General features: G+C 31.3%; 18 protein-coding genes, 1 tRNA gene and 1 rRNA gene. 18 read left to right on the forward strand and 2 right to left on the reverse strand.

Annotation, left to right across the window (positions count from 1 at the left end):
- The first annotated feature begins 5 nt into the window (after window positions 1-5).
- A 5S ribosomal RNA gene (rrf, locus tag IAI10_RS22570) occupies window positions 6-122 on the forward strand.
- 6 nt (window positions 123-128) lie between these two features.
- Window positions 129-203 (forward strand) — tRNA-Asn (locus IAI10_RS22575).
- Window positions 204-294: 91 nt separating this feature from the next.
- On the opposite strand, the gene IAI10_RS22580 is transcribed toward IAI10_RS22575, so the two are convergent.
- Window positions 295-1155, reverse strand: a complete 861-nt coding sequence (locus tag IAI10_RS22580) for a GNAT family N-acetyltransferase (protein ID WP_315675580.1) — start codon at window positions 1153-1155, stop codon at window positions 295-297.
- 345 nt (window positions 1156-1500) lie between these two features.
- On the opposite strand from IAI10_RS22580, the gene IAI10_RS22585 reads away from it, so the two are divergent.
- From IAI10_RS22585 to IAI10_RS22600, 4 genes are all read left to right on the forward strand, one after another.
- The gene (locus tag IAI10_RS22585) at window positions 1501-2859 is read left to right on the forward strand and encodes an ABC transporter substrate-binding protein (RefSeq protein ID WP_315675581.1); all 1359 of its coding nucleotides are present in this window, start codon (window positions 1501-1503) and stop codon (window positions 2857-2859) included.
- A 116-nt stretch (window positions 2860-2975) separates the two neighbouring features.
- Window positions 2976-3818, forward strand: a complete 843-nt coding sequence (locus IAI10_RS22590; RefSeq protein WP_315675582.1) for a sugar ABC transporter permease — start codon at window positions 2976-2978, stop codon at window positions 3816-3818.
- A complete protein-coding gene (locus IAI10_RS22595; RefSeq protein ID WP_315675583.1) occupies window positions 3818-4651 on the forward strand; it encodes a carbohydrate ABC transporter permease in 834 nt (277 codons plus the stop codon). Before IAI10_RS22590 ends, IAI10_RS22595 begins: the two co-directional genes overlap by 1 nt.
- A gap of 125 nt (window positions 4652-4776) precedes the next feature.
- Window positions 4777-5805, forward strand: a complete 1029-nt coding sequence (locus IAI10_RS22600; protein WP_315675584.1) for a LacI family DNA-binding transcriptional regulator — start codon at window positions 4777-4779, stop codon at window positions 5803-5805.
- A 41-nt stretch (window positions 5806-5846) separates the two neighbouring features.
- Here IAI10_RS22600 and rbr read toward each other — a convergent pair whose 3' ends face one another.
- Window positions 5847-6434: a rubrerythrin gene (rbr, locus tag IAI10_RS22605; protein WP_315675585.1), complete on the reverse strand. Its 588-nt coding sequence runs from the start codon at window positions 6432-6434 to the stop codon at window positions 5847-5849.
- Between the two features lie 235 nt (window positions 6435-6669).
- On the opposite strand from rbr, the gene IAI10_RS22610 reads away from it, so the two are divergent.
- The 12 genes from IAI10_RS22610 (at window position 6670) to IAI10_RS22665 (ending at window position 20412) form a co-directional block, all read left to right on the forward strand.
- Window positions 6670-6906 (forward strand): hypothetical protein, encoded by a 237-nt coding sequence (locus tag IAI10_RS22610; RefSeq protein WP_315675586.1) that lies wholly within the window; start codon window positions 6670-6672, stop codon window positions 6904-6906.
- Window positions 6907-7087: 181 nt separating this feature from the next.
- Complete coding sequence (locus IAI10_RS22615) at window positions 7088-8029, forward strand: ROK family protein (protein WP_315675587.1); 942 nt, start codon at window positions 7088-7090, stop codon at window positions 8027-8029.
- 70 nt (window positions 8030-8099) lie between these two features.
- The gene (locus IAI10_RS22620; RefSeq protein WP_315675588.1) at window positions 8100-9338 is read left to right on the forward strand and encodes a competence/damage-inducible protein A; all 1239 of its coding nucleotides are present in this window, start codon (window positions 8100-8102) and stop codon (window positions 9336-9338) included.
- 23 nt (window positions 9339-9361) lie between these two features.
- Window positions 9362-10522 carry a metallophosphoesterase gene (locus IAI10_RS22625; RefSeq protein WP_315675589.1) on the forward strand — a complete coding sequence of 387 codons (1161 nt, stop codon included), beginning with the start codon at window positions 9362-9364 and terminating at the stop codon, window positions 10520-10522.
- Between the two features lie 179 nt (window positions 10523-10701).
- Window positions 10702-11682, forward strand: a complete 981-nt coding sequence (locus tag IAI10_RS22630) for a type II CAAX endopeptidase family protein (protein ID WP_315675590.1) — start codon at window positions 10702-10704, stop codon at window positions 11680-11682.
- A gap of 280 nt (window positions 11683-11962) precedes the next feature.
- The gene (locus tag IAI10_RS22635; protein ID WP_315675591.1) at window positions 11963-13738 is read left to right on the forward strand and encodes an ABC transporter ATP-binding protein; all 1776 of its coding nucleotides are present in this window, start codon (window positions 11963-11965) and stop codon (window positions 13736-13738) included.
- A 1-nt stretch (window position 13739) separates the two neighbouring features.
- Window positions 13740-14408 (forward strand): S8 family serine peptidase, encoded by a 669-nt coding sequence (locus IAI10_RS22640; protein WP_315675592.1) that lies wholly within the window; start codon window positions 13740-13742, stop codon window positions 14406-14408.
- 13 nt (window positions 14409-14421) lie between these two features.
- Window positions 14422-16560 (forward strand): radical SAM peptide maturase, CXXX-repeat target family, encoded by a 2139-nt coding sequence (locus tag IAI10_RS22645; protein WP_315675593.1) that lies wholly within the window; start codon window positions 14422-14424, stop codon window positions 16558-16560.
- 32 nt (window positions 16561-16592) lie between these two features.
- Window positions 16593-16874, forward strand: a complete 282-nt coding sequence (locus tag IAI10_RS22650; RefSeq protein ID WP_315675594.1) for a CXXX repeat peptide modification system protein — start codon at window positions 16593-16595, stop codon at window positions 16872-16874.
- Window positions 16875-16941: 67 nt separating this feature from the next.
- On the forward strand, window positions 16942-17139 hold the full coding sequence (locus IAI10_RS22655) for a hypothetical protein (RefSeq protein ID WP_315675595.1): 198 nt from the start codon (window positions 16942-16944) through the stop codon (window positions 17137-17139).
- Between the two features lie 107 nt (window positions 17140-17246).
- The gene (locus IAI10_RS22660) at window positions 17247-17927 is read left to right on the forward strand and encodes an ABC transporter ATP-binding protein (protein ID WP_315675596.1); all 681 of its coding nucleotides are present in this window, start codon (window positions 17247-17249) and stop codon (window positions 17925-17927) included.
- The gene (locus IAI10_RS22665; protein ID WP_315675597.1) at window positions 17920-20412 is read left to right on the forward strand and encodes an FtsX-like permease family protein; all 2493 of its coding nucleotides are present in this window, start codon (window positions 17920-17922) and stop codon (window positions 20410-20412) included. The genes IAI10_RS22660 and IAI10_RS22665 overlap by 8 nt, the downstream gene beginning before the upstream one ends.
- The last annotated feature ends 70 nt before the right edge of the window (window positions 20413-20482 follow it).

Raw genomic sequence — 20482 nt, forward strand, 5'->3', positions numbered from 1 at the left:
CTTTATCTGGTGATTATGGAACAGCTGCTACACCCGTTCCCATTCCGAACACGATGGTTAAACGCTGTATCGCCGAGAGTACTGCCCGGGTGACTGGGTGGAAGGGTAGGACGTTGCCAGGTTGGTATTCCGCGATAGCTCAATGGTGGAGCATTCGGCTGTTAACCGAAGGGTTGGAGGTTCGAGCCCTCTTCGCGGAGCCATTTTAATTTTTTTGGAGAGTTAGAACATTTAGCATGAAGCTAAGTGTTTTTTTGTTTTTAAGAGAAAAAAAGCCAATAAAGTGCTGACGCGCTATATGTTATAGTAATTCATGGCAGATTTCTTTTCGAAACCACAGGAAGTATACAAATTAAGGGCTCGATCATTTTTAGTTTCTACATCTAATTCTATTTCGCTTATACTTTTTTCTTGTATTAGAGAAATAGTTTGCTTTAAAGCAGCTTTGCCATAACCTTTACCTCTATAATCTGGTAGTATACCAAAACCAAATATGAAAGCGGATCCATGGTTAAATTCTACCTTTATCTTTCCTATTGTGGTTTCATTAAGTTCTATCATATAAGTTATTTGATTAAAAATATCAGATTCATCTCCACCACCAAAAAAAATTTCATTTTGCTTAGCTATCTCTCTATTATCTGATTTTTCAGCTTTTCTTAGGCTTACAGGACCTATTTCATTTAAAGAAATTTTTTCGTTAAGCTTCATTCTATATTCTGAAAAATCATATTTTCCACCGATGGACTCTATGAAATTAATTCCAGATACTGATTTAAAATCTGAAAGCAATAGAATATTAGAAAAATTTCTATTAGTGCATTCATTTATTGCAAATTGAATCATTTTTTTAAATATGCCTTTTCTTCTCCAATCTGGATGAGTCATTCCGTTGATTTCTGCTACATTATCGTTGAAACTTGAAATTCCAAGATAGGATATTAAATTTTCGTTTGAGTAATAAAAAAATTCATTAATCTTATTATAAGATTTATTTTGATTTTTGTATAAATCTAATTTATATTCCAGCTCCAATTTCAAATTGATAGAGTCATTTAAGTAACATAAATTGCTAAGTTCAGCCAATTCATCATAGTCTTTTTCTGATATATATTCCTTTAAACAAATATGTTCATTCAATAATTTTTCAGACATCCTAATCTCCTTTATTTTATAAAATTATGATATGTATTATTTTGGAACAGTGAAATTATATGCTTAAAATTATTTATTGTCAATTGGAATATCATTATAGCCCGTACATCTTAAGGTAAATAGCCCAAATAAATATACTTAAGACTATTTAAAGTAGGTTCATAGAGATTTTTCATCACCAAAACTATATAGTTTAAAAATTCACATAATTATAAAAAATATTAAAATATGTATTGTAAATTTATTGTCAATATGATATTATCAAATTGTGGTTGCTGTAAACGGTACCGATAACGTTACCGATAACGGTACCAACAAAGATTATTAGCAAGGAGAGGGGTTTACATGAAAAAAAGATTACTTAGCGCAGTTTTATCTGTAGCTATTGGTTCAACTCTATTAGTTGGTTGCACAAGCAGCAGCGGGGGCAGTGGCAAGACTTCTTCAGCCAAGGAAATTTATTTTTTAAACTTTAAACCTGAAATTGCAGACACATATAAGGCTATAGCAGCAGATTATGAGAAAGAAACTGGAGTTAAGGTTAAAGTTGTTACTGCTGCCAGCGGAACTTATGAAGCAACTTTAAAGTCAGAGGTGGCAAAGTCAGATGCACCTACAATTTTTCAAATTAATGGTCCTGTTGGGTATCAGAATTGGAAAGATTATTGTACAGATTTAAGTAAGACAAAACTTTATAGCTACTTAACCGATAAGTCATTGGCAGTAAAGAGTGGCAGCGGGGTTTATGGAATTCCATATGTTGTTGAAGGATATGGAATTATATATAACGATGCAATCATGAAAAAGTATTTTGCTTTAAGTGATAAAGCAGTATCCATAAGCTCTACAAGTGAAATAAACAATTTTGATTTATTAAGCAAAGTTGTCAAAGATATGACAGCACATAAGGATAAATTAGGAATTAAGGGGGTATTTGCCTCCACATCCTTAAAAGCAGGAGAACAATGGAGATGGCAGACACATTTAGCTAATATGCCATTCTACTATGAATTCAAAGATAATACTAAATACGATAATACAGTTTTGGCAGGTTTAGCTACTAACGATATTAAATTCTCATATGCAAACAACTTTAAAAATATCTTCGATTTATATATAAATAATTCAGTTTCAGACAAGAAGCTTTTAGGAGGCAAATCTGTAACTGATTCTATGGCAGAGTTTGCTCTTGGTCAAGCTGCTATGGTTCAAAACGGAAACTGGGCTTGGTCACAAATAAGTCAGGTTTCAGGAAACACCGTAAATAAAGATGATGTTAAATTCTTACCAATATATACAGGTGTTAATGGGGAAGAAAAACAAGGTCTATGCATTGGAACAGAAAACTATTTTGCTATAAACAGTAAAGTATCTAAAGAAAAGCAAGATGCATCCATAGCTTTCTTAGAGTGGTTATTCTCCAGCACCAAAGGAAAAGATTATGTAGTGAATAAATTAGGATTCATTGCTCCATTTAACACTTTTACTGATTCAGAAAAACCTTCAGATCCTCTTGCAAGTCAAGTTGTTGATTGGATGAACAAGGGTGTTAATACAGTTCCATGGGCTTTTGAAGCATTCCCAAGTGAACAGTTTAAAAACGATTTTGGTGATGCACTTCTTCAATATGCGCAAGGAAATAAGACCTGGGATCAGGTTGTAAGCACTGTGAAAGAATCCTGGTCTTCTGAAAAATCAAAGTAATTAAATCTATATTATAAAAATATATTAGATATGAAGTATGGTGAATTTGCATAAAATGTATTTCAGCACATATGCGCAAATTCACCATTTTAAAATCATTAATAGGAGGAGATAATATGGAAAAAAGATTGAAAAAGTATTTTCTCGTTTTTACTCTCCCTACATTGTTAGCATTTACTATAGCTTTTTTGATACCTTTCATATTAGGCATATATCTATCGTTTACTAAGTTTACAACAGTGCTTGATGCAAAATGGGTGGGACTTGATAATTATGCTAAAGCATTTAAAAACAAGGATTTTTTAAATGCACTTTGGTTTACCGTTAGATTTACAGTAATATCAGTAATAACGATCAATGTATTTGCTTTTTTTATAGCTTTATTGCTAACACGTGGGAAGAAAGGCACTAATGTATTTAGAACAATATTTTTTATGCCGAATCTAATAGGAGGCATAGTGCTTGGATATATATGGCAGCTAATAATTAATGGAGTACTTTATAAATTTGGGGTAACTTTGACTTTTAACGCCAAGTACGGCTTTTGGGGATTAGTAATATTGATGAACTGGCAGCTTATAGGATATATGATGATTATCTATGTTGCTGGAATTCAAAATGTACCTTCAGATTTATATGAAGCAGCTCAAATAGATGGAGCAAGCCCATTTAAAATACTAAGAAGTGTTACTATTCCATTGGTAATGCCATCAATTACAATATGCTTATTTTTAACTTTATCTAATTCATTTAAGTTATTTGATCAAAACCTTGCTTTAACAGCTGGAGCACCATCTAAACAGACATCTATGTTGGCGTTAGATATATATAATACTTTTTATGGAAAGGTTGGCTGGGAAGGCGTTGGACAGGCAAAGGCTGTAATATTCTTTGTTTTAGTTGCAGTAATAGCAGGTATACAGCTTGCACTAACTAGAAGTAGGGAGGTAGAGAACTGATGAAAGCTGAAAAATTAAAAGATACCACAATCTTTATTTTTATGACTATATTATCCATTGCATTTTTAGCACCAATTTTTATTGTTATTATGAATTCCTTTAAGGGAAAGTTCTATATCAGTGACGCACCTTTCGTTTTTCCAACTGGAAATAAGTTCGTAGGTTTTAGCAACTATACAAATGGAATAAACTCTACAGGCTTTCTACAAGCTTTTGGATGGTCTTTATTCATTACGGTATGCTCAGTAGTTGTAATTGTATTATTTACCTCTATGACTGCTTGGTATATAACAAGAGTTAAAAGCAAAACCACAAGTGCATTATATTATGTATTTACATTCTCTATGATAGTACCGTTTCAAATGGTTATGTTTACTATGACTAAAGTAGCTAATATGCTGCATATAGACAATCCTTTTGGTATTATTTTAATATATTTAGGCTTTGGCGCTGGATTATCAGTTTTTATGTTTTCAGGGTTTGTAAAATCAATTCCGTTAGAAATTGAAGAAGCTGCAGTAATAGATGGCTGCAATCCGATACAAACTTATTTTAGTGTTGTATTTCCAATATTAAAACCTATAGCCATTACTGTCTCTATACTCAATGCTATGTGGATATGGAATGATTATTTGTTACCTTATTTGATTATAGGTACTGATTACAAAACCATACCTATAGCAGTTCAATATTTAAAAGGCGGATATGGTTCCGTGGATATGGGCGCAATGATGGCCGTTCTAGTTCTAGCCATTATTCCAATAGTAATTTTCTACTTTATTTGTCAGAGGTATATTATAGAGGGGGTTGTAGCAGGAGCTGTAAAAGGATAAAGTTTAGCTTTTGAATACGCGTTTATTGCATTTAATGGATTTAGTTAGTATAATTATATATATCAAAATCTAGATTTAACATAGCAGTATATGCATTTGATAATAAATGAAAAGGATAAATGATTATGGAGACAATCACAATTAAAGATATTGCAAAATTATGTGGTGTAGCTGTAAGTACGGTATCTAGGGCTATAAATAATCATCCTGACATTAATGAAGAAACTAAAGCCATGATAATGAAGGTTATTAAGGAAAACAACTATATTCCTAATAACAGCGCAAGAAATTTAAAAAGATTAGATTCTAATACTATTGCTGTTCTTATTAAGGGTATTACAAATCCACTTTTCAGCAATATAATTAAAACTTTTGAATTGGAAATAAAGAAGAAAAAGTATTCATTTATTTTACACCGTGTAGAGGATAGGGAAGATGAAGTAGATGTAGCTATCCAGCTTGAGAAAGAAAAAAGATTAAAAGGAATTGTATTTTTAGGTGGACATTTCTTTCACTCTGATGAGAAGCTGGCACAGTTGAATGTTCCTTTTGTGTTAAGTACCATTGGAAGCACTCAGAAAATAGATAAGAATATTTGCTCATCTGTTTCCGTAGATGACTTTAAAGAAAGCTATAAATTGGTAGATTATTTGTGCAGCTTAGGACATAAAAAAATTGCAATCATTACTGCATCAATGGATGATGAGAGCATCGGAAACCTCAGATTAAATGGTTATATGAAAGCTTTGAAAGATAATAATATTGAGATAGATGAAAAGCTTATAAGATACATGAAGGATGGAATTGAAACCTATTCTATGGAAAATGGCTATATGGTTACTCAGGAGCTATTAGAGTCGCAGCAAGAATTTACCGCTATATATGCTATATCGGATACATTAGCAATAGGAGCCTGCAAAGCTATATTTGATGCAGGTAAAAAAATACCTGAAGATTATTCTGTTGCTGGCTTTGATGGATTGGATATAGCTAAGTACTATAATCCTTCAATAACAACTATTAGGCAGCCTGTAGAGAAAATGGCTCAATCAACAATCAAAATATTATTTGATATGATACGTAAAAAGACTCCAGCTCAGCATGTTTTATTTCAAGGTGAGCTAGTACCAGGAAAATCAACAAAAAGTATATAAATTAAAGCCCCCAATGAGCTATCTCATAGGAGGCTTCTTTATTAGTAATTTTCTGAAAGTAATTCAAAATAAGCTTGAGGATGCAAGCAAGCAGGACAAGTTTTAGGAGCTTCTGTTCCTTCATATATGTATCCGCAATTTAGGCATTTCCAAAAAGTTGAGGCTTGTTTTTTAAATACCTCTTCCTTTTCTAGATTTTCTAGCAATTTGTTATATCTTTTTTCATGAGCAGTTTCAACTTTAGAAATTAATTTAAAAGCAGCAGCTACAGCAGGAAAGCCTTCTTCTTCAGCAGTTGCAGCAAACGAAGGATAAAGTGTAGTCCACTCTTCATTTTCACCTTCAGCGGCAGCTTTAAGGTTAAATTTAGTATCTCCTAATGCGGCAGGATAAGCTGCACCGTTAATTTCTACTGCTTCCCCATTTAAATCTTCAACTAAAAATTTTAAAAATCTTTTAGCATGAGCGCCTTCATTTTCTGATGTCTCTAAAAATATGTTGGCTATTTGTACATAACCTTCCTTTTTAGCTACTGAAGCGTAGTAAGAGTATCTGTTTTTTGCTTGAGATTCACCTGCAAAAGCTTTCATCAAATTTTCAGCCGTTTTTGTGCCTTTTAGTGATTTCATATTATCTCCTCCTACAATAAATATTTTTTAGGACATACTTAAATTATAGCATTTTGCATAAATAGTTACAAATATTTGGTGTAATAATTGACAGAAATTTATCATAATAAATATTATTAGAGAATTAATTTGTACAAGGAATTTTAAGGACGAATATTTACATAAGAAAGATAATCTAGTACATACTAAGGAATATGTAAAAATGGTGACGGAAATGGAGTAATGGAGGGGTAATATGTCAAAATATAAGCTGCAAGTGACAGGGAATATTCAATTGGGGGATTATAGCGATATAAACGATTATATAGATATAGTTGATGCCAAGGATGAATTTTTACTAAGCTTTGATGGTGTGGATAATGAAAATGTACAGCTAATATGCAAAATATTAAAAAACAAAAATTTTTTAATAAGATCAGAAATCACGGATAAAGAAGGAAAAATATATATTCAGGCAGAGAAAAGGTCATAAATAATTTTGCATTGTGAAAAATTATGCTATAATACTGATGTATAGCATAATTTTATTATGTAATGTAATGGTTTGCTAAACCGTTTAAATTAATCATATGCTTTGTTTGAAATGCTTATTGTAAGCAGCTTAATAACATAGCTTGGTATATAAATGAAGATAACTTGGAGGTTAAGTGGGAATGGATAAAAAATACGTGGTAGGTGTGGACCTAGGTGGTACAAAAATATGCACAGCTCTTTCTGATCTTGAAGGAAACATCATAGCAAAAGAGGTTGTAGCAACAAATGCTCAAGAAGGTGAAGCGGCTGTTTTAGGAAGAATCTGTGATACTATTGAGAAGGTTATAATTGACGGAAAGCTTAAAAATGATGATATAAAGTCTATAGGCGTAGGTTCGCCTGGACCATTAGATGCTAAAAACGGAATTATTTTAACAACTCCTAATCTTCCTTTTAAGGAATTCAGGATAGTAGAAAATGTTAAAGGAAGGTTTAATATACCTACACATCTTGAAAATGATGCTAATGCTGCAGCTATAGGTGAGTATCTATTTGGAGCAGGTAAGGGCACTCAAAATATGGTTTACATAACAGTAAGCACTGGAATTGGCGGAGGAGCAGTAATCAATGGTAAATTGTATAGGGGCTCAACTGGAAATGCATTAGAGGTTGGACACATGACAATTCAACCTGATGGACCAAGATGTAACTGCGGCAACTATGGATGCGCAGAGGCGCTATCATCAGGAACTGCTATAGCAAGACAAGCCAACGATGCAGTTAGCAGAGGCCTAAAGACAAGTCTTTCCAGTTACGATAAAGTAACCTCCTATGAGGTGTTTAAGGAAGCTGAAAAAGGAGATAAGGTTGCATCCTTTATACTAAACAAGAGTTTAAATTATTTAGGAATATGTGTGGCTAATGTGGCCTGTGCCTTTGATCCTGATGTGATAGTAATAGGCGGAGGAGTAGCTCAAGGCGGAGAAATAGTTTTTGAAACCGTTAGAGAGGTTGTTAAAAACAGAGCTATAGCTCCAATGAATGAGTGTAAGGTTGTTCCTGCAGGACTAGGAACAGATGCAGGTGTGATGGGAGCTATTGCAGTAGCTATAAGTGAGTAATTATATACCCTCGAAGAAATATGGTATAATTTTCTTCGGGGGTATTTTATAATTGAGAGGAGAGAGAAAAATGAAAGCTGAAATTATAGCGGTAGGCACAGAGTTGCTGCTGGGAGATATATTAAATACTAATGCCCAGTATTTATCAAAGGAGCTAGCGGCTCTAGGAATATCAGTATATTATCAATCTGTGGTAGGAGATAATGAGACGAGACTTTTTAACGCTTTGCAGGAAGCTTTTGAAAAGTCTGATATGGTAATTGCTACAGGAGGGCTTGGACCAACTAAAGATGATTTAACAAAAGAAGTTGGAGCTAAATATTTTAATAAAGAACTTGTATTAGATGAAGAGTCTTTAAATAGCATAGAAAGTTTTTTTAAAAGAATGTGCAAGGATATGCCTGAATCCAACAAAAAACAAGCTATGCTTCCGAAAGGCTGTATAATTTTAAAAAATAATAACGGTACTGCTCCTGGCTGCATAATTGAAGAGGGCGGAAAGACATTGATACTTCTTCCAGGGCCTCCAAAGGAAGCAGTTCCTATGTTTGAAGAGAGCGTAAAACCTTATCTTAAAAAGTTTTCAGAGGGCATATTGATTTCAAAGGTTCTAAGAACCTTTGGCTTAGGAGAAAGCTCTATGGCTGAGAAGGTTGGAGATATAATAAATAGAGAAAACCCAACAGTAGCTCCTTATGCAAAAGATAATGAGGCGATACTTAGAATAACAGCTAAAGGTAAAGACGAAGAGGAGGCTAAGAAGCTTATCTCTCAAACTGAAAAGGAAATAAGAAATATACTAGGTGATTATATATATGGAGAAGGGGATATTACACTTGAATATGTTGTAGCAGAGATGCTTGTACATAAAAATATAACTGTAGCTACCGCAGAGTCTTGTACAGGAGGACTTATAGCAGCTACATTAGTAAATTATCCTGGAGTATCTTCAATATTTACTCACGGAGTAGTAACCTATGCTAATGAAGCAAAAGTTCAGCTCTTAGGTGTTAAAAATGAAACCTTAGAAAAATATGGAGCTGTAAGTGAGCAGACGGCTAAAGAAATGGCAGAGGGGATTGTTAGAATTTCTGGGGCAAGAATAGGGATTTCTGTTACAGGAATAGCAGGACCAGGAGGAGGAACTAAGGAAAAACCTGTAGGATTAGTTTATGCTGGGATGTGCATAGATGGAGAAGTAAAGGCCAAGAAATTAAATTTAACTGGGGACAGGCAAAAAGTCAGAACTAGAACCGTGATGACAGTTTTAGACTGGCTTAGAAGAGAACTAAAGGAAATAAGTGAGTAATACGTATTTATGAGGTGATATATTTGATATTATTATCTATTTTGCTAGTAGTGGTCATGATAACTTTGTATGGAGGGATAAATTATTATTTAGGCGCGAGAATATGGAATAGAGCTGTTAAATATATACCTCATTTTAGTGAAAAGCTTTATTGGGTGCTAATAATATTACTTTCTTTAGCTTTTATAATAAGTTATATATTAAGCAAGCAGTCTAATTTTATAGTCAGAATCATAAGCAGAATCGGCGGACTATGGCTTGCCTGTATATTTTACTTTACATTATTGTTTCTTGTGACTGATTTTATAGGTCTGATACTAAGAAAGCTTAGTTTGCTGCAAAGCTTATTCAGCAATAATACTTTTCAGCTTATTTCTGCAGTAATGATATTTGTGTACATAGGAAGTATTTTAATATACGGAAGCTATATGGCGTATAACACTAAAATAACAAATTATAGCATAAGCATAGATAAAAAACTAAACAATGGGAATAAAAAGCTCAGAGTAGCTATGATAAGCGATATACATGTTGGGCAGGAAGTTGGAAGAGACAGAGTAAAAACTATGGTTGATGAAGTAAATCGTCAAAATCCAGATGTAGTCCTTATAGCAGGCGATATAATTGATTCCAAAATTCAGCCCTTTATAGATCAGCATATAGCTGAAGAACTATTGAAGCTGAAGAGTAAATATGGTGTGTATGGTGTGCTTGGAAATCATGAAGGCTTTGGTGATAAGGTAGATGATATTGTAAAAGAATATTCAAAGGCAGGGATAAAAGTACTTAGAGATGAGGCTGTATTAGTTGATGGAAGCTTCTATGTGGCTGGAAGAAATGATGTATCTCTGGAAAGAAGCTTAAATGAGAAGAGGAAAAACATAGAGGATATTTTGAAAGATACAGATAAGACAAAACCTATATTTTTGATGGATCACCAACCTATAGATATGGATAAGGTCCAAGAATCAGGAACGAATTTAATGTTTTCAGGGCATACTCATAGAGGTCAGCTGGCTCCAGCTAATCTAATAACCTCAAGGATGTTTGAGTTAGATTATGGATATAAGAGAAAAGGTGCTCTTAATGTTATAGTATCCAGCGGATATGGATTTTGGGGACCGCCAATAAGGATAGGCAGTCAAGCAGAGATTGTGATTACGGATATTTCTTTTTCTTCTTAGTGCAGCTAAGAACCATAATTTAAAACACTGCTTTATAAAATTAACAAATTATTATATAATTAAATAATATTAATTAGCTTTGATGAACCCTAAAAGAACCAAAAATTTTAAGAACTATGGTTATATATTAATATATAATACATATGATTAAATGTGGTTCGAGGGAAAGGAGAAAAAATATGAAGCCATTACTTAGGTCCAATGTCTTTGCACTTATACTAATAACTTTCTTGGTATTTACTAAATTATTTGTATCATCACCATTAGTTAGATTATTTGGATATTCAAACTTTATGCTTGGAGATGAATATATACTTATTTTAATCCCTTGCATACTATTTTTTATTATAACAAAAGCGCCAGTGAAAAAAACTCTTAGGCTTAATAAATTATCATTTACAAATGCATTGCTTATTATTGTTATAGCTATCTTATGTCAGCCTATATCAAGTTTTTTGGCAAATTTAGCGGGGATTATATTTCCCAACCCAGTACCAGAAGCTCTTTCCAGTATGGGAAATGTTTCATTCTTATTTATGTTTTTTGCTATAGCAGTTCAGCCAGCTATATGTGAAGAGGCATTTTGCAGAGGAGTTGTATTATCAGGCTATGAGAACCAAAGCACAGCTAAAGCGGCTGTAATAAACGGTTTGATTTTTGGAATGTTCCACCTAGATTTGAATCAATTTTTTTATGCCTTTGCATTGGGAATAATATTTACTTACTTGGTGAGAATAACTAATTCTATTTTCGCTTCTTCTCTTGCACATGTTACTTTTAATGGTATACAGGTTGCTTTATCTTTTGCAGTATTAAAAAATTATGATTCGGAAACAGTTAAGCAGGCTCAGCATCAAACATCTTCTCAGATTATACTGACTTTAGGAGTGCTTTTTGTAATGGCTGCGGCGTGTTTATTTTTAGTAATCATGATACTTCAATATATGGACAAGCAGAACAAGAAGAATATGCCAGAAGAAACGGCACCTGCATTTAATTTTGAACAAGATCCAGAGATGATGTATATGCTTAACAATCCTATTGGGGATGTAGAAATTAATGAAGAAGGCATTACATCGTATATACCACTTTGGATATTGATAGGAGAGTTTTCTGTATTAATGTATTTGGCCTATGTGGTGGTGCCAAAATTAAATTGATAGGAAATTAATTATAATAGAAGTGATTAAAAGGAACTCTTAAATGAGTTCTTTTTTTTTGTTAAAGTTTAATTAATTTATCTACTAATGTATAAGTAAATGTTAATTTAACAAAATAAGTAAAATTATTACTTTTGGAATAGCAAAATTCACATAAAAAGTAGAAGTAAAAAACAGAATAGTTAAAAAATATAATTAATCTTTTTAAATAATAATTTTAGGCTTAATATGAGTATAATTGTAAATATCATAATTTACAATTATATAAGAGGATAATAAAATGATAAAAACACTTTCTCAAAATGATAAAAAATTGTTAAAAAGAACATTTGGTTATATTAAAAATTATAAAGGCATATTTATATTATTTATTGCTGCATCTGTTTTAAATATTTTTTTATCAATAATTTATCCCCTTATATGGGGAGAAGTATTGCAATATATAGCTGAAGGGAAATATGAGAAGATTTATATAAATATTATTCTAATTTTAGTTATATATACAATTCAGACCATAAGTGGCAGCGGAAAAGGATATTTGAATTCTTTATTAAATAACCGCATAATAAGTGATTTAAAATCTGACATGTATAGAAAGATATTAAACATAAAAATGATAAATTTTGATAATACGAGAATAGGAGAATTCACCTCTAGGTTAGAAGGAGATGTAAGTACATTATCTAGTATAATTACAAATCAATTAGTATCTACGGTAATAGATATTTTAAGAGTTATTATATTAGCTTTTGCAATATTTAAAATAAGCTATATATTAGCTTCAGTAGTAGTGGTAGGTTTCCCATTTTATTATTTTATATTTCAGATATTTGGAAGGAAACTTAGGAAAGAGAGTTTAGAACTAAAGAAAATCAATGATAAATATTACTCAATACTATATCAATCTTTGTTTGGAATTAGATATATAAAGACCTATGGAATCAAACAGCAAATACAGCATGAATATAATGAAGTTAATATAGAGTTGAGAGATAAAAATTTAAAGGTTTCTGGAATAAGCTTTTTATCGCAAATTATATCGCAGCTAATAAATGAACTTGATGAAATACTTATAATAGGTTTAGGAATTTATTTTATTTATACACATAAAATAGATATTGCACTTTTCGTTGCATTTACTTCATATTCAAATCAATTTAGTAGTTCATTAACTACCCTTACAAGTGTTAATTCAACAATTCAACAAGCACTAGTTTCTTTAGAAAGAATTTTCCAAATATTAGATGATAATCTATTTAAGTCAGAGGATTTTGGAAATATTGATATGAAATCAATAAACGGAGATATAGAAATTAGAAATATCACTTTTGGATATAAAAATGACACAAATGTAATAAAAAATTTAAGCTTAATCTTAAGAGAAAATAGCATAACTGTAATAGTTGGAAAGAATGGATGTGGAAAGAGTACTTTATTCAGTCTTATTTTAAAATTATACGAACCTTCAGAAGGAGAGATACTTTTAGACAACATAAACATAAAGTTATTGTCTGAAAAGGCTATAAGAAATTCAATATCAGCAGTTCATCAACAGGCTTTTTTATTTAATAAGTCTATAAAGGAAAATTTCCAATTAGTTTGTAATGATATAGAAATTGAAAAAATAGAAGAAGCCTGTAAGCTTGTTTACATGCATGAATATATAGAGGGATTGGAGAAGAAGTATGACACTATTATTAAGGAGAATGCTAATAATCTTTCAGGGGGACAAAAGCAAAGAATAATTTTAGCAATGTGTATAGCCAGAAACTCACCAATAATTCTTTTAGATGAAGCTACAGCTGCTATCGATATGGAATCACATTTTTTGATAGAAAAATCTATTAAAAACATTGCAAATAAAAGAAATGTAATAATTATAGCACATAATATTTCTACCATGTTGCTGGCAGATAATATTGTTCTTATGGATGATGGAAAAATAGTATGCCAAGGAAGTCACCATTATTTGTATGACAATAATGGTGCATATAGAAGCTTTTACGAAAATGAGATTAATAAGCTTGAAAAGGGAATCAGTAGTAAGGAGGCATAAAATGCTTGATAAGGTCAAAGTTGTTGTAATTGATAGTGGATTAAATGGTGATGATGATCAGTTAAAAAAATATATATTGCACAGTATAGAAATGAAAGAAGATAAGGGCGGTAAAATACAATTAATGACAGAATTCCAATGCACACATATTCATGGAACAGTAATTGCTAACTGCATTAGGAGCGTTTGTGACGAAGTACAATTTATAGATATTAGCATATTAAATAGCAAGCTAATGAGTAGTAGCAAGCTATTAATAGCAGCATTAAAATATTGTATGAAGTTTAGTCCTAATGTAGTTAATTTGAGTCTTGGAACTGTAAAAAAAATTCATTTTATCAAGCTTAAAAGAATTATAAATGAATTGAATAATAGGAACATTATAGTAATTTGTTCAGTTGATAATGAAAATAAAAAAACATATCCGGCTTCATTTAAAAATGTGATTGGTGTAAAAAGCTCTACAAATTTAGCAGAAACACAAATTAAGTATATAGATAAGTATTTTTATACCTCGGGAATATATTCATATGATAATAACGAAAGAAAAGAAACATATGAAGGCAATAGTATAGCTACAGCCTACGTTACTGGATCTGTATGCAAGCTTATTCAAAAGTCAAACATTAAACTAGATATAAATGATATAAAAGACATTATGAAAAATTGAAAGGAGAAGAAATATGGAAGAGAAGAATGTTTTAATGGGACAACTCGACAAAGGATGGACAGGCAATGGAAAATCCATAAAAACGATAACGTTCTGTGTAACAGAGGCTTGTAATTTAGCATGTAAATATTGTTACATGGTTGGTAAAAATAATATAAAGAAATTAACTTTTGACATAGCTAAAAAAGCAGTGGATTATATTTTAGAAGATAGAGAGTTTTTTGATAGTGATTCAGTTATTTGGGACTTTATAGGTGGAGAACCATTTTTAGAAATAGATTTAATTGATAGGATTTGTGATTACATAAAGCAAAAAATGTTTCTAATAGATCATCCATGGTTTGAATCATATAGATTTAGTTTTTCGTCAAATGGAATTTTATATAATACAGCGAAAGTTCAAAGATTTATTGATAAAAATAAGGGTCATCTGAGCGTAGGGCTTAGCGTTGATGGCAACAAGATAAAACATGATACTTCAAGGGTATATCCAGATGGACGAGGTTCCTATGATGATGTTATAAAAAATGTACCTTTATGGTTAGAGCAGTTTCCAAGTAAGTCAACTAAAGCAACTTTTTCGCATCTAGATCTACCTTATTTAAAAGATAGCATTATTAATTTATGGAATATAGGAATAAAAATTGTTGCCGCAAATGTGGTATTTGAAGATGCATGGGAAGAAAATGATGATATAGTCTTTGAAAATCAATTAAAGGAATTAGCCGATTATGTAATAGAGCACAAACTTTGGGATGAATTTTCAGTAAGGTTTTTTGATCCGAATATTGGTTTGCCTTTAGATAGATATGAAAAAGATGCTAATTTTTGTGGTGCAGGAAAAATGTTGGCTATTGACTGCGAAGGCAACTTTTTTCCATGTATAAGATTTTTAGATTTTGCATTATGCAATAAAAAGGGCAGAAAAATAGGAAGTGTTTATACTGGAATAAATAATGAAAAGGTAAGAGCATTTCAAGCCTTGGATCTATTAAGTCAAAGTGATAAAAAATGTGTGAAATGTGACGTGGCGACTGGGTGTGCTTGGTGCACAGGTGCTAATTATGATTTCGCAGCGACTAACACCATATACCAAAGAAGTACATATATTTGTAAAATGCATAAAGCCAATGTTAGAGCAAATGAATATTTTTGGAAAAGATATAGTGAAGTTACTGGAAAAATTTCTCCGCTTGAAATAAATAGACTTAAGAGATTGGGAAAATTAGATGGTAATAAAAAATATTTGCAATTTATATTAAGTGATGAGATTACTCCTCATTGCAGATATAAAAATTGGAGAAAAGCAGAAAACATGATGAGTCAGGAAACCTTTAAAAAAGCCATTGATTTTTGTGAAGTGAATAATATTACGCCTGTAATGCTTGGCAAAAGTGATGAAATTTTTAGGAAATACTTAAGATTTGACTCCATAAAAAGTTATTTGAAACAAGATGAATTTATTCCAATCATAAAGGATTCAAAGGACTTAAAAGATGAAAATATGCAAATATGTATACAAAAAGTTTCACTAGATAATTTATTTGATTTGTACAAGAATACAAGGGAAATTTTAAAGCAGTGCTCAAGAGTAAATATTGTTTTGGAAGACATAGATTCATGGGGTGAAGAAGAAATTGACATATACAAATTGCAATTGGATATGATTAGAAATAACGTTTTAAAGTTGTATAGTAAAGGTGTATTTAAGGAAATCAATGTTTTAACTGATAGATTAGATTTAAGGTACATGGACAATTGCGATTGCGGAGAAGATACCTTTGCTTTAGCGCCTAACGGTAAAATTTATATCTGCCCAGCATTTTATTTTTATGATGAAAGTTCTGATATAGGTAATTTGAATGATGGAATCAGTATAAAAAATGATCAGTTATTAAGGTTGGATAATAGCCCTATATGCTCTAAATGTGATTCCTTTCAATGTAATAGATGCAAGTTTTTAAATTGGAAAATTACTGAGGAATTGAATGTACCATCAAAGAAGCAATGTGTTATTAGTCATATAGAAAGAGAACAAAGCAGATTGCTGCAAGAAGAATTAATTAAAGCTGGATATATAGAAAAAAGTAATATAATTGAAAAATTAAGCTATAGTGATCCACTGGAGTTTATTTTAAGCAGAAGAGGATAAAGAAGCTATAAAATCAAGATTGGAGGAAAGTTATGTATAGAGTAGGAGTCGTCTCTGAAATAGAAAAGTTAGAATTAATGAAATTATATGAGAAAAAAAATGCTATTGAAGAGCTAGAATTTTCTATCAATAAAAGTGATTTAGGTGAAAAAGACATAGAAAAAATAAAAGAAAAAATAATAATACAAAAGCCTATAATTGTAAATCAATTTAATGAGTGGTGGAAATCTAAAGCTAATAAATATTCTTGGCAAGGAAAAGAAGGCGGACAATGGCGCATAAATTTTGATAGTAATGAAATATTTTTGATTTAAGGCAGATACAAGAAATAAATTCTAATGCTGGGTTAATTCAAATAAAAATATAAAGGGTGGATGGAAAATGAAACAGTTTTTTCAAAAAAACAATGATAAGGAATTGGATGTAAAAGGATACATGTGTCCAGAAGAGTGTAACATAGGATGTTCTGGTTATTGTGCAAAAGTATGTGAAGGATCATGTACTAGTGGTTGTGCTAATTATTGTGATGGTACTTGTAAAGGAGATTGTGGAGGTATAATAAAGGCTATATTTGGATAGATAATAAAGAGATTAACCTAGCTTTGGATTTATTATTACCAATATAATATGTTATTATATTGGTAATTTTATAATTATATATTAATATTCCTGAGGGGCTGATATAAATGTTAATTTTAGAAGCAAAGAATTTATATAAAACTTATGGCAGTGAAGGCAATATGGTAGTGGCACTATTAAAAACGAATTTTAAGGTGGAAAAAGGAGAATTTGTTGCAATAGTAGGGCCTAGTGGCTCTGGTAAAAGTACTCTTTTACAGCTTTTAGCGGGGCTTGATACTCCTACGGGTGGAGAGGTTTATATAGACGAAAAAAATATATATGGATTAAGTGAAAAAAAATTATCTATATTTAGAAGAAGAAATATAGGGTTTATATTTCAATTTTTTAATTTAGTACCTGTCTTAACAGTGGATGAAAACATAAGGCTTCCATTAATCATGGATCATAAAAAAGCTGATAAAGATTTTTTAGAGGAGATAATAGAAAGCTTAAACTTAAAGGAACGCAGATATCACTATCCTTCGCAGTTATCAGGTGGACAACAGCAGAGGACAGCGATAGCAAGAGCATTAATTTCAAAACCTTCTATAATATTTGCTGATGAACCTACAGGAAATTTGGATAGCAAAAACAGCAAGGAAGTGCTGGAACTTATGAAAAAATCTATAAAGAAATATGGACAGACTTTAATTATGATCACCCATGATAGTAATGTGGCAGCCCACGCAGATAGAATTGTAACCATAGAGGATGGAGCATTAAGGGAGGCTTCCTTATATGAATAATTTTATTCAGCTTATTCCTAGATACCTAATGAAGAATTTTAAGAAAACTCTAGTGATATCAATAAGCATAATTATTTCTGTAATTCTTCTAGTGACGGTAAAGCTTACAGTTAATGCTTTAAATTATAATTATGAAAGAAATGCAGCTAAATCAGCAAATGGAATTTATCATGGAAAGCTTCAGACAAGTATGGATACGGATCCTATAAAAAAGAGCAACTTAGTAGAAAATTCTGGAGAATGTTTGCAGCTTGGGTTTAAGAATTTTACAGATAAAAAAGCTAGCCTAGAATTAGATGGTTTTGAGAATAATACCTATAAGCTTCTGAATATGAGCATATTGATGGGAAGATATCCAGAAAAAGCTGGAGAGCTAGCCATGGAGGAGTGGTCCCTAAATAAATTTTTCCCTTCTAATAAAATAGGAGATGAAATAGTAATAGATTATGAAGAAAGCATTTATAATGAAAATGGAGAAGTGATAGGGAGTAAAGCCCATAACGGTAAATGGAAGCTGGTTGGAATATTGAACAATTCAGGGCAAAACGATAGCAATTCTTTAGGAAGAGCTATCATATGCATGCAGGAAGCTAAAGCTTTGAAAGAAAGCAGGATAGTAACAACTTATTTCAGGGTAAAAGATGATAGAAAGCCACAGCAGATTTTAGAAAATTTAAATTACAGTTTACAAAATGAAAATAAAAAATGGAAGCTTGAAGAAAATGAAACTTATTTAAGGTCTTTAAAGCTTGAAAATAGCATAGCTACTATAGGAATATTTTTAATGCTGGTGGTAGATGTAGCAGCTGCAGCAGTTATATATAATATATTTTATATAACGGTGCTAGAGAGGATAAAGGAATTTAGTATGCTGAGAGCTATAGGGGCCTCTATGTCACAAATTAAATTCCTTGTATTAGGTGAAGCGATTTTATTAAGCATTATTTGTATTCCTATAGCTTTAATTATAGGAGGTTTTGGAGGAAGAATACTGTTTTATTATTTAATAAGTAGAGATAAGGATATGCTAAGGAGTATTATTTCTCAAAAGGATATTTTTCAAATAGGACTTGCTGCCTTTGTTGCTATAATTTTTTCAGCTTTAAGCCCTGCTTCTTTTTCCAAAAAAGTAAGCCCAATAGATGGAATAAAAGAGAATTATAAAGATATTGCAAGAACTAAAAAACATTCTATTATAGATGTTTTTAGAATAATGAATTTTACAACTTCTATGGCGTATATTAACCTAAAAAAATCTAAAAAAAGGTTAGCAGCTACAATACTGTCTTTAGCTATTAGCATGATACTCATAATTACTTCATTATACTTATTAAGCTTATTTGATCCTACTAGCGAAGCTAAAAGGTATACGGGAGGGGATCTACTTTTAAATATTAAAACCTTAACAGGCTTAAGAGAAAATTATGCTTATAATGCTGAAGATATGAATAAAATAAAAGCTTTGGATGCTATAAAAAACATAAACAAGCATAAGCGAAGGACTTTAAGTATTAATGTTGAGGGAGGTTTCTTAACAGCTCAAGGTAAATTAAAAGCAGATACCTTTCAGGATAACGGAATTACAAAAATGGATGCAGTTTTTTATGGAGTTGATTCCTTTGAACTTGAAGGTTTTAAAAAGTATTTAAAAGCAGGGAATCTGGACACAAAAACTTTTGAAGAAAAGCCTGAGCTTATAGCAATAGAAAATTTGCACTATAAAGAATACACAAAATTTAGAATCGGAGAAAATTTAGTGGTGGGGGGAGTCTATCAAGATAAACAGGGAAGTGAATGGAAAGTATTTAATAATGTAAATTTTAATGTAATGGCTACACTGAGTACCACGCCAATACGTCCAATTGATGATGAGGCTTCCTTTATATTTATCTGCAGCAATGATGCTTTAGAAAGATACTTTGGAATAAAGGATTATGAACAAATAAATATAGATGCTAATCCAAAAACTCAAATTGATGCATTAAAAGACAAGCTTTCATCTATAGCTAAGAATAAAAATGGAGGAAGTATAATCACTATTAATGATGAAATTAATAATATGAATAAATTGGTTATCGTAACTAGATTTATATTATATGGTTTTTCCGCAATCTTATCGTTTGTTTCCTTGATTAATATATATAATACTATAAGTATAAGCATTGTCATGAGAAAAAGAGAGTTTGGAGTTTTAAGGGCTGTTGGTATGACAAGATTAGAAACTATGGTAATGATTTTTAAAGAGGGTAGTATATACGGAATAATTAGCTCTGCTTTTGGGTCCTTATTAGGTGGAATTTCAAGCTATATTGTGTATGAAGCACTTAGAGCTGACTTTTTAGAAGGTGCAGTATTTAGATTGCCAATACTGCTAATACTATTGGTAGCAATAATTACTATAATAATTACCACTTTTATTTCAGTTCCCGCTACAAGAAAAGCCACTAAGTTTTCAATAGTTGAATCCATAAAAGCTATAGAATAGAAGTATAAATAAAGTATAAATAAAGTGTTAATAAAATTGATTAAAATTTGACAAGGAACTGACACAAATA

The organism is Clostridium sp. 19966 (assembly GCF_032335695.1).
Lineage (GTDB): Bacteria > Bacillota > Clostridia > Clostridiales > Clostridiaceae > JACTOJ01.

What these genes read in the sequence shown, in the direction of transcription:
- IAI10_RS22580 (WP_315675580.1), bottom strand. Translation starts at nt 1,155, where the DNA reads ATGTCTGAAAAATTATTGAATGAACATATTTGTTTAAAGGAATATATA.
- IAI10_RS22585 (WP_315675581.1), top strand. Translation starts at nt 1,501, where the DNA reads ATGAAAAAAAGATTACTTAGCGCAGTTTTATCTGTAGCTATTGGTTCA.
- IAI10_RS22590 (WP_315675582.1), top strand. Translation starts at nt 2,976, where the DNA reads ATGGAAAAAAGATTGAAAAAGTATTTTCTCGTTTTTACTCTCCCTACA.
- IAI10_RS22595 (WP_315675583.1), top strand. Translation starts at nt 3,818, where the DNA reads ATGAAAGCTGAAAAATTAAAAGATACCACAATCTTTATTTTTATGACT.
- IAI10_RS22600 (WP_315675584.1), top strand. Translation starts at nt 4,777, where the DNA reads ATGGAGACAATCACAATTAAAGATATTGCAAAATTATGTGGTGTAGCT.
- rbr (WP_315675585.1), bottom strand. Translation starts at nt 6,434, where the DNA reads ATGAAATCACTAAAAGGCACAAAAACGGCTGAAAATTTGATGAAAGCT.
- IAI10_RS22610 (WP_315675586.1), top strand. Translation starts at nt 6,670, where the DNA reads ATGTCAAAATATAAGCTGCAAGTGACAGGGAATATTCAATTGGGGGAT.
- IAI10_RS22615 (WP_315675587.1), top strand. Translation starts at nt 7,088, where the DNA reads ATGGATAAAAAATACGTGGTAGGTGTGGACCTAGGTGGTACAAAAATA.
- IAI10_RS22620 (WP_315675588.1), top strand. Translation starts at nt 8,100, where the DNA reads ATGAAAGCTGAAATTATAGCGGTAGGCACAGAGTTGCTGCTGGGAGAT.
- IAI10_RS22630 (WP_315675590.1), top strand. Translation starts at nt 10,702, where the DNA reads ATGAAGCCATTACTTAGGTCCAATGTCTTTGCACTTATACTAATAACT.
- IAI10_RS22635 (WP_315675591.1), top strand. Translation starts at nt 11,963, where the DNA reads ATGATAAAAACACTTTCTCAAAATGATAAAAAATTGTTAAAAAGAACA.
- IAI10_RS22640 (WP_315675592.1), top strand. Translation starts at nt 13,740, where the DNA reads ATGCTTGATAAGGTCAAAGTTGTTGTAATTGATAGTGGATTAAATGGT.
- IAI10_RS22645 (WP_315675593.1), top strand. Translation starts at nt 14,422, where the DNA reads ATGGAAGAGAAGAATGTTTTAATGGGACAACTCGACAAAGGATGGACA.
- IAI10_RS22650 (WP_315675594.1), top strand. Translation starts at nt 16,593, where the DNA reads ATGTATAGAGTAGGAGTCGTCTCTGAAATAGAAAAGTTAGAATTAATG.
- IAI10_RS22655 (WP_315675595.1), top strand. Translation starts at nt 16,942, where the DNA reads ATGAAACAGTTTTTTCAAAAAAACAATGATAAGGAATTGGATGTAAAA.
- IAI10_RS22660 (WP_315675596.1), top strand. Translation starts at nt 17,247, where the DNA reads ATGTTAATTTTAGAAGCAAAGAATTTATATAAAACTTATGGCAGTGAA.
- IAI10_RS22665 (WP_315675597.1), top strand. Translation starts at nt 17,920, where the DNA reads ATGAATAATTTTATTCAGCTTATTCCTAGATACCTAATGAAGAATTTT.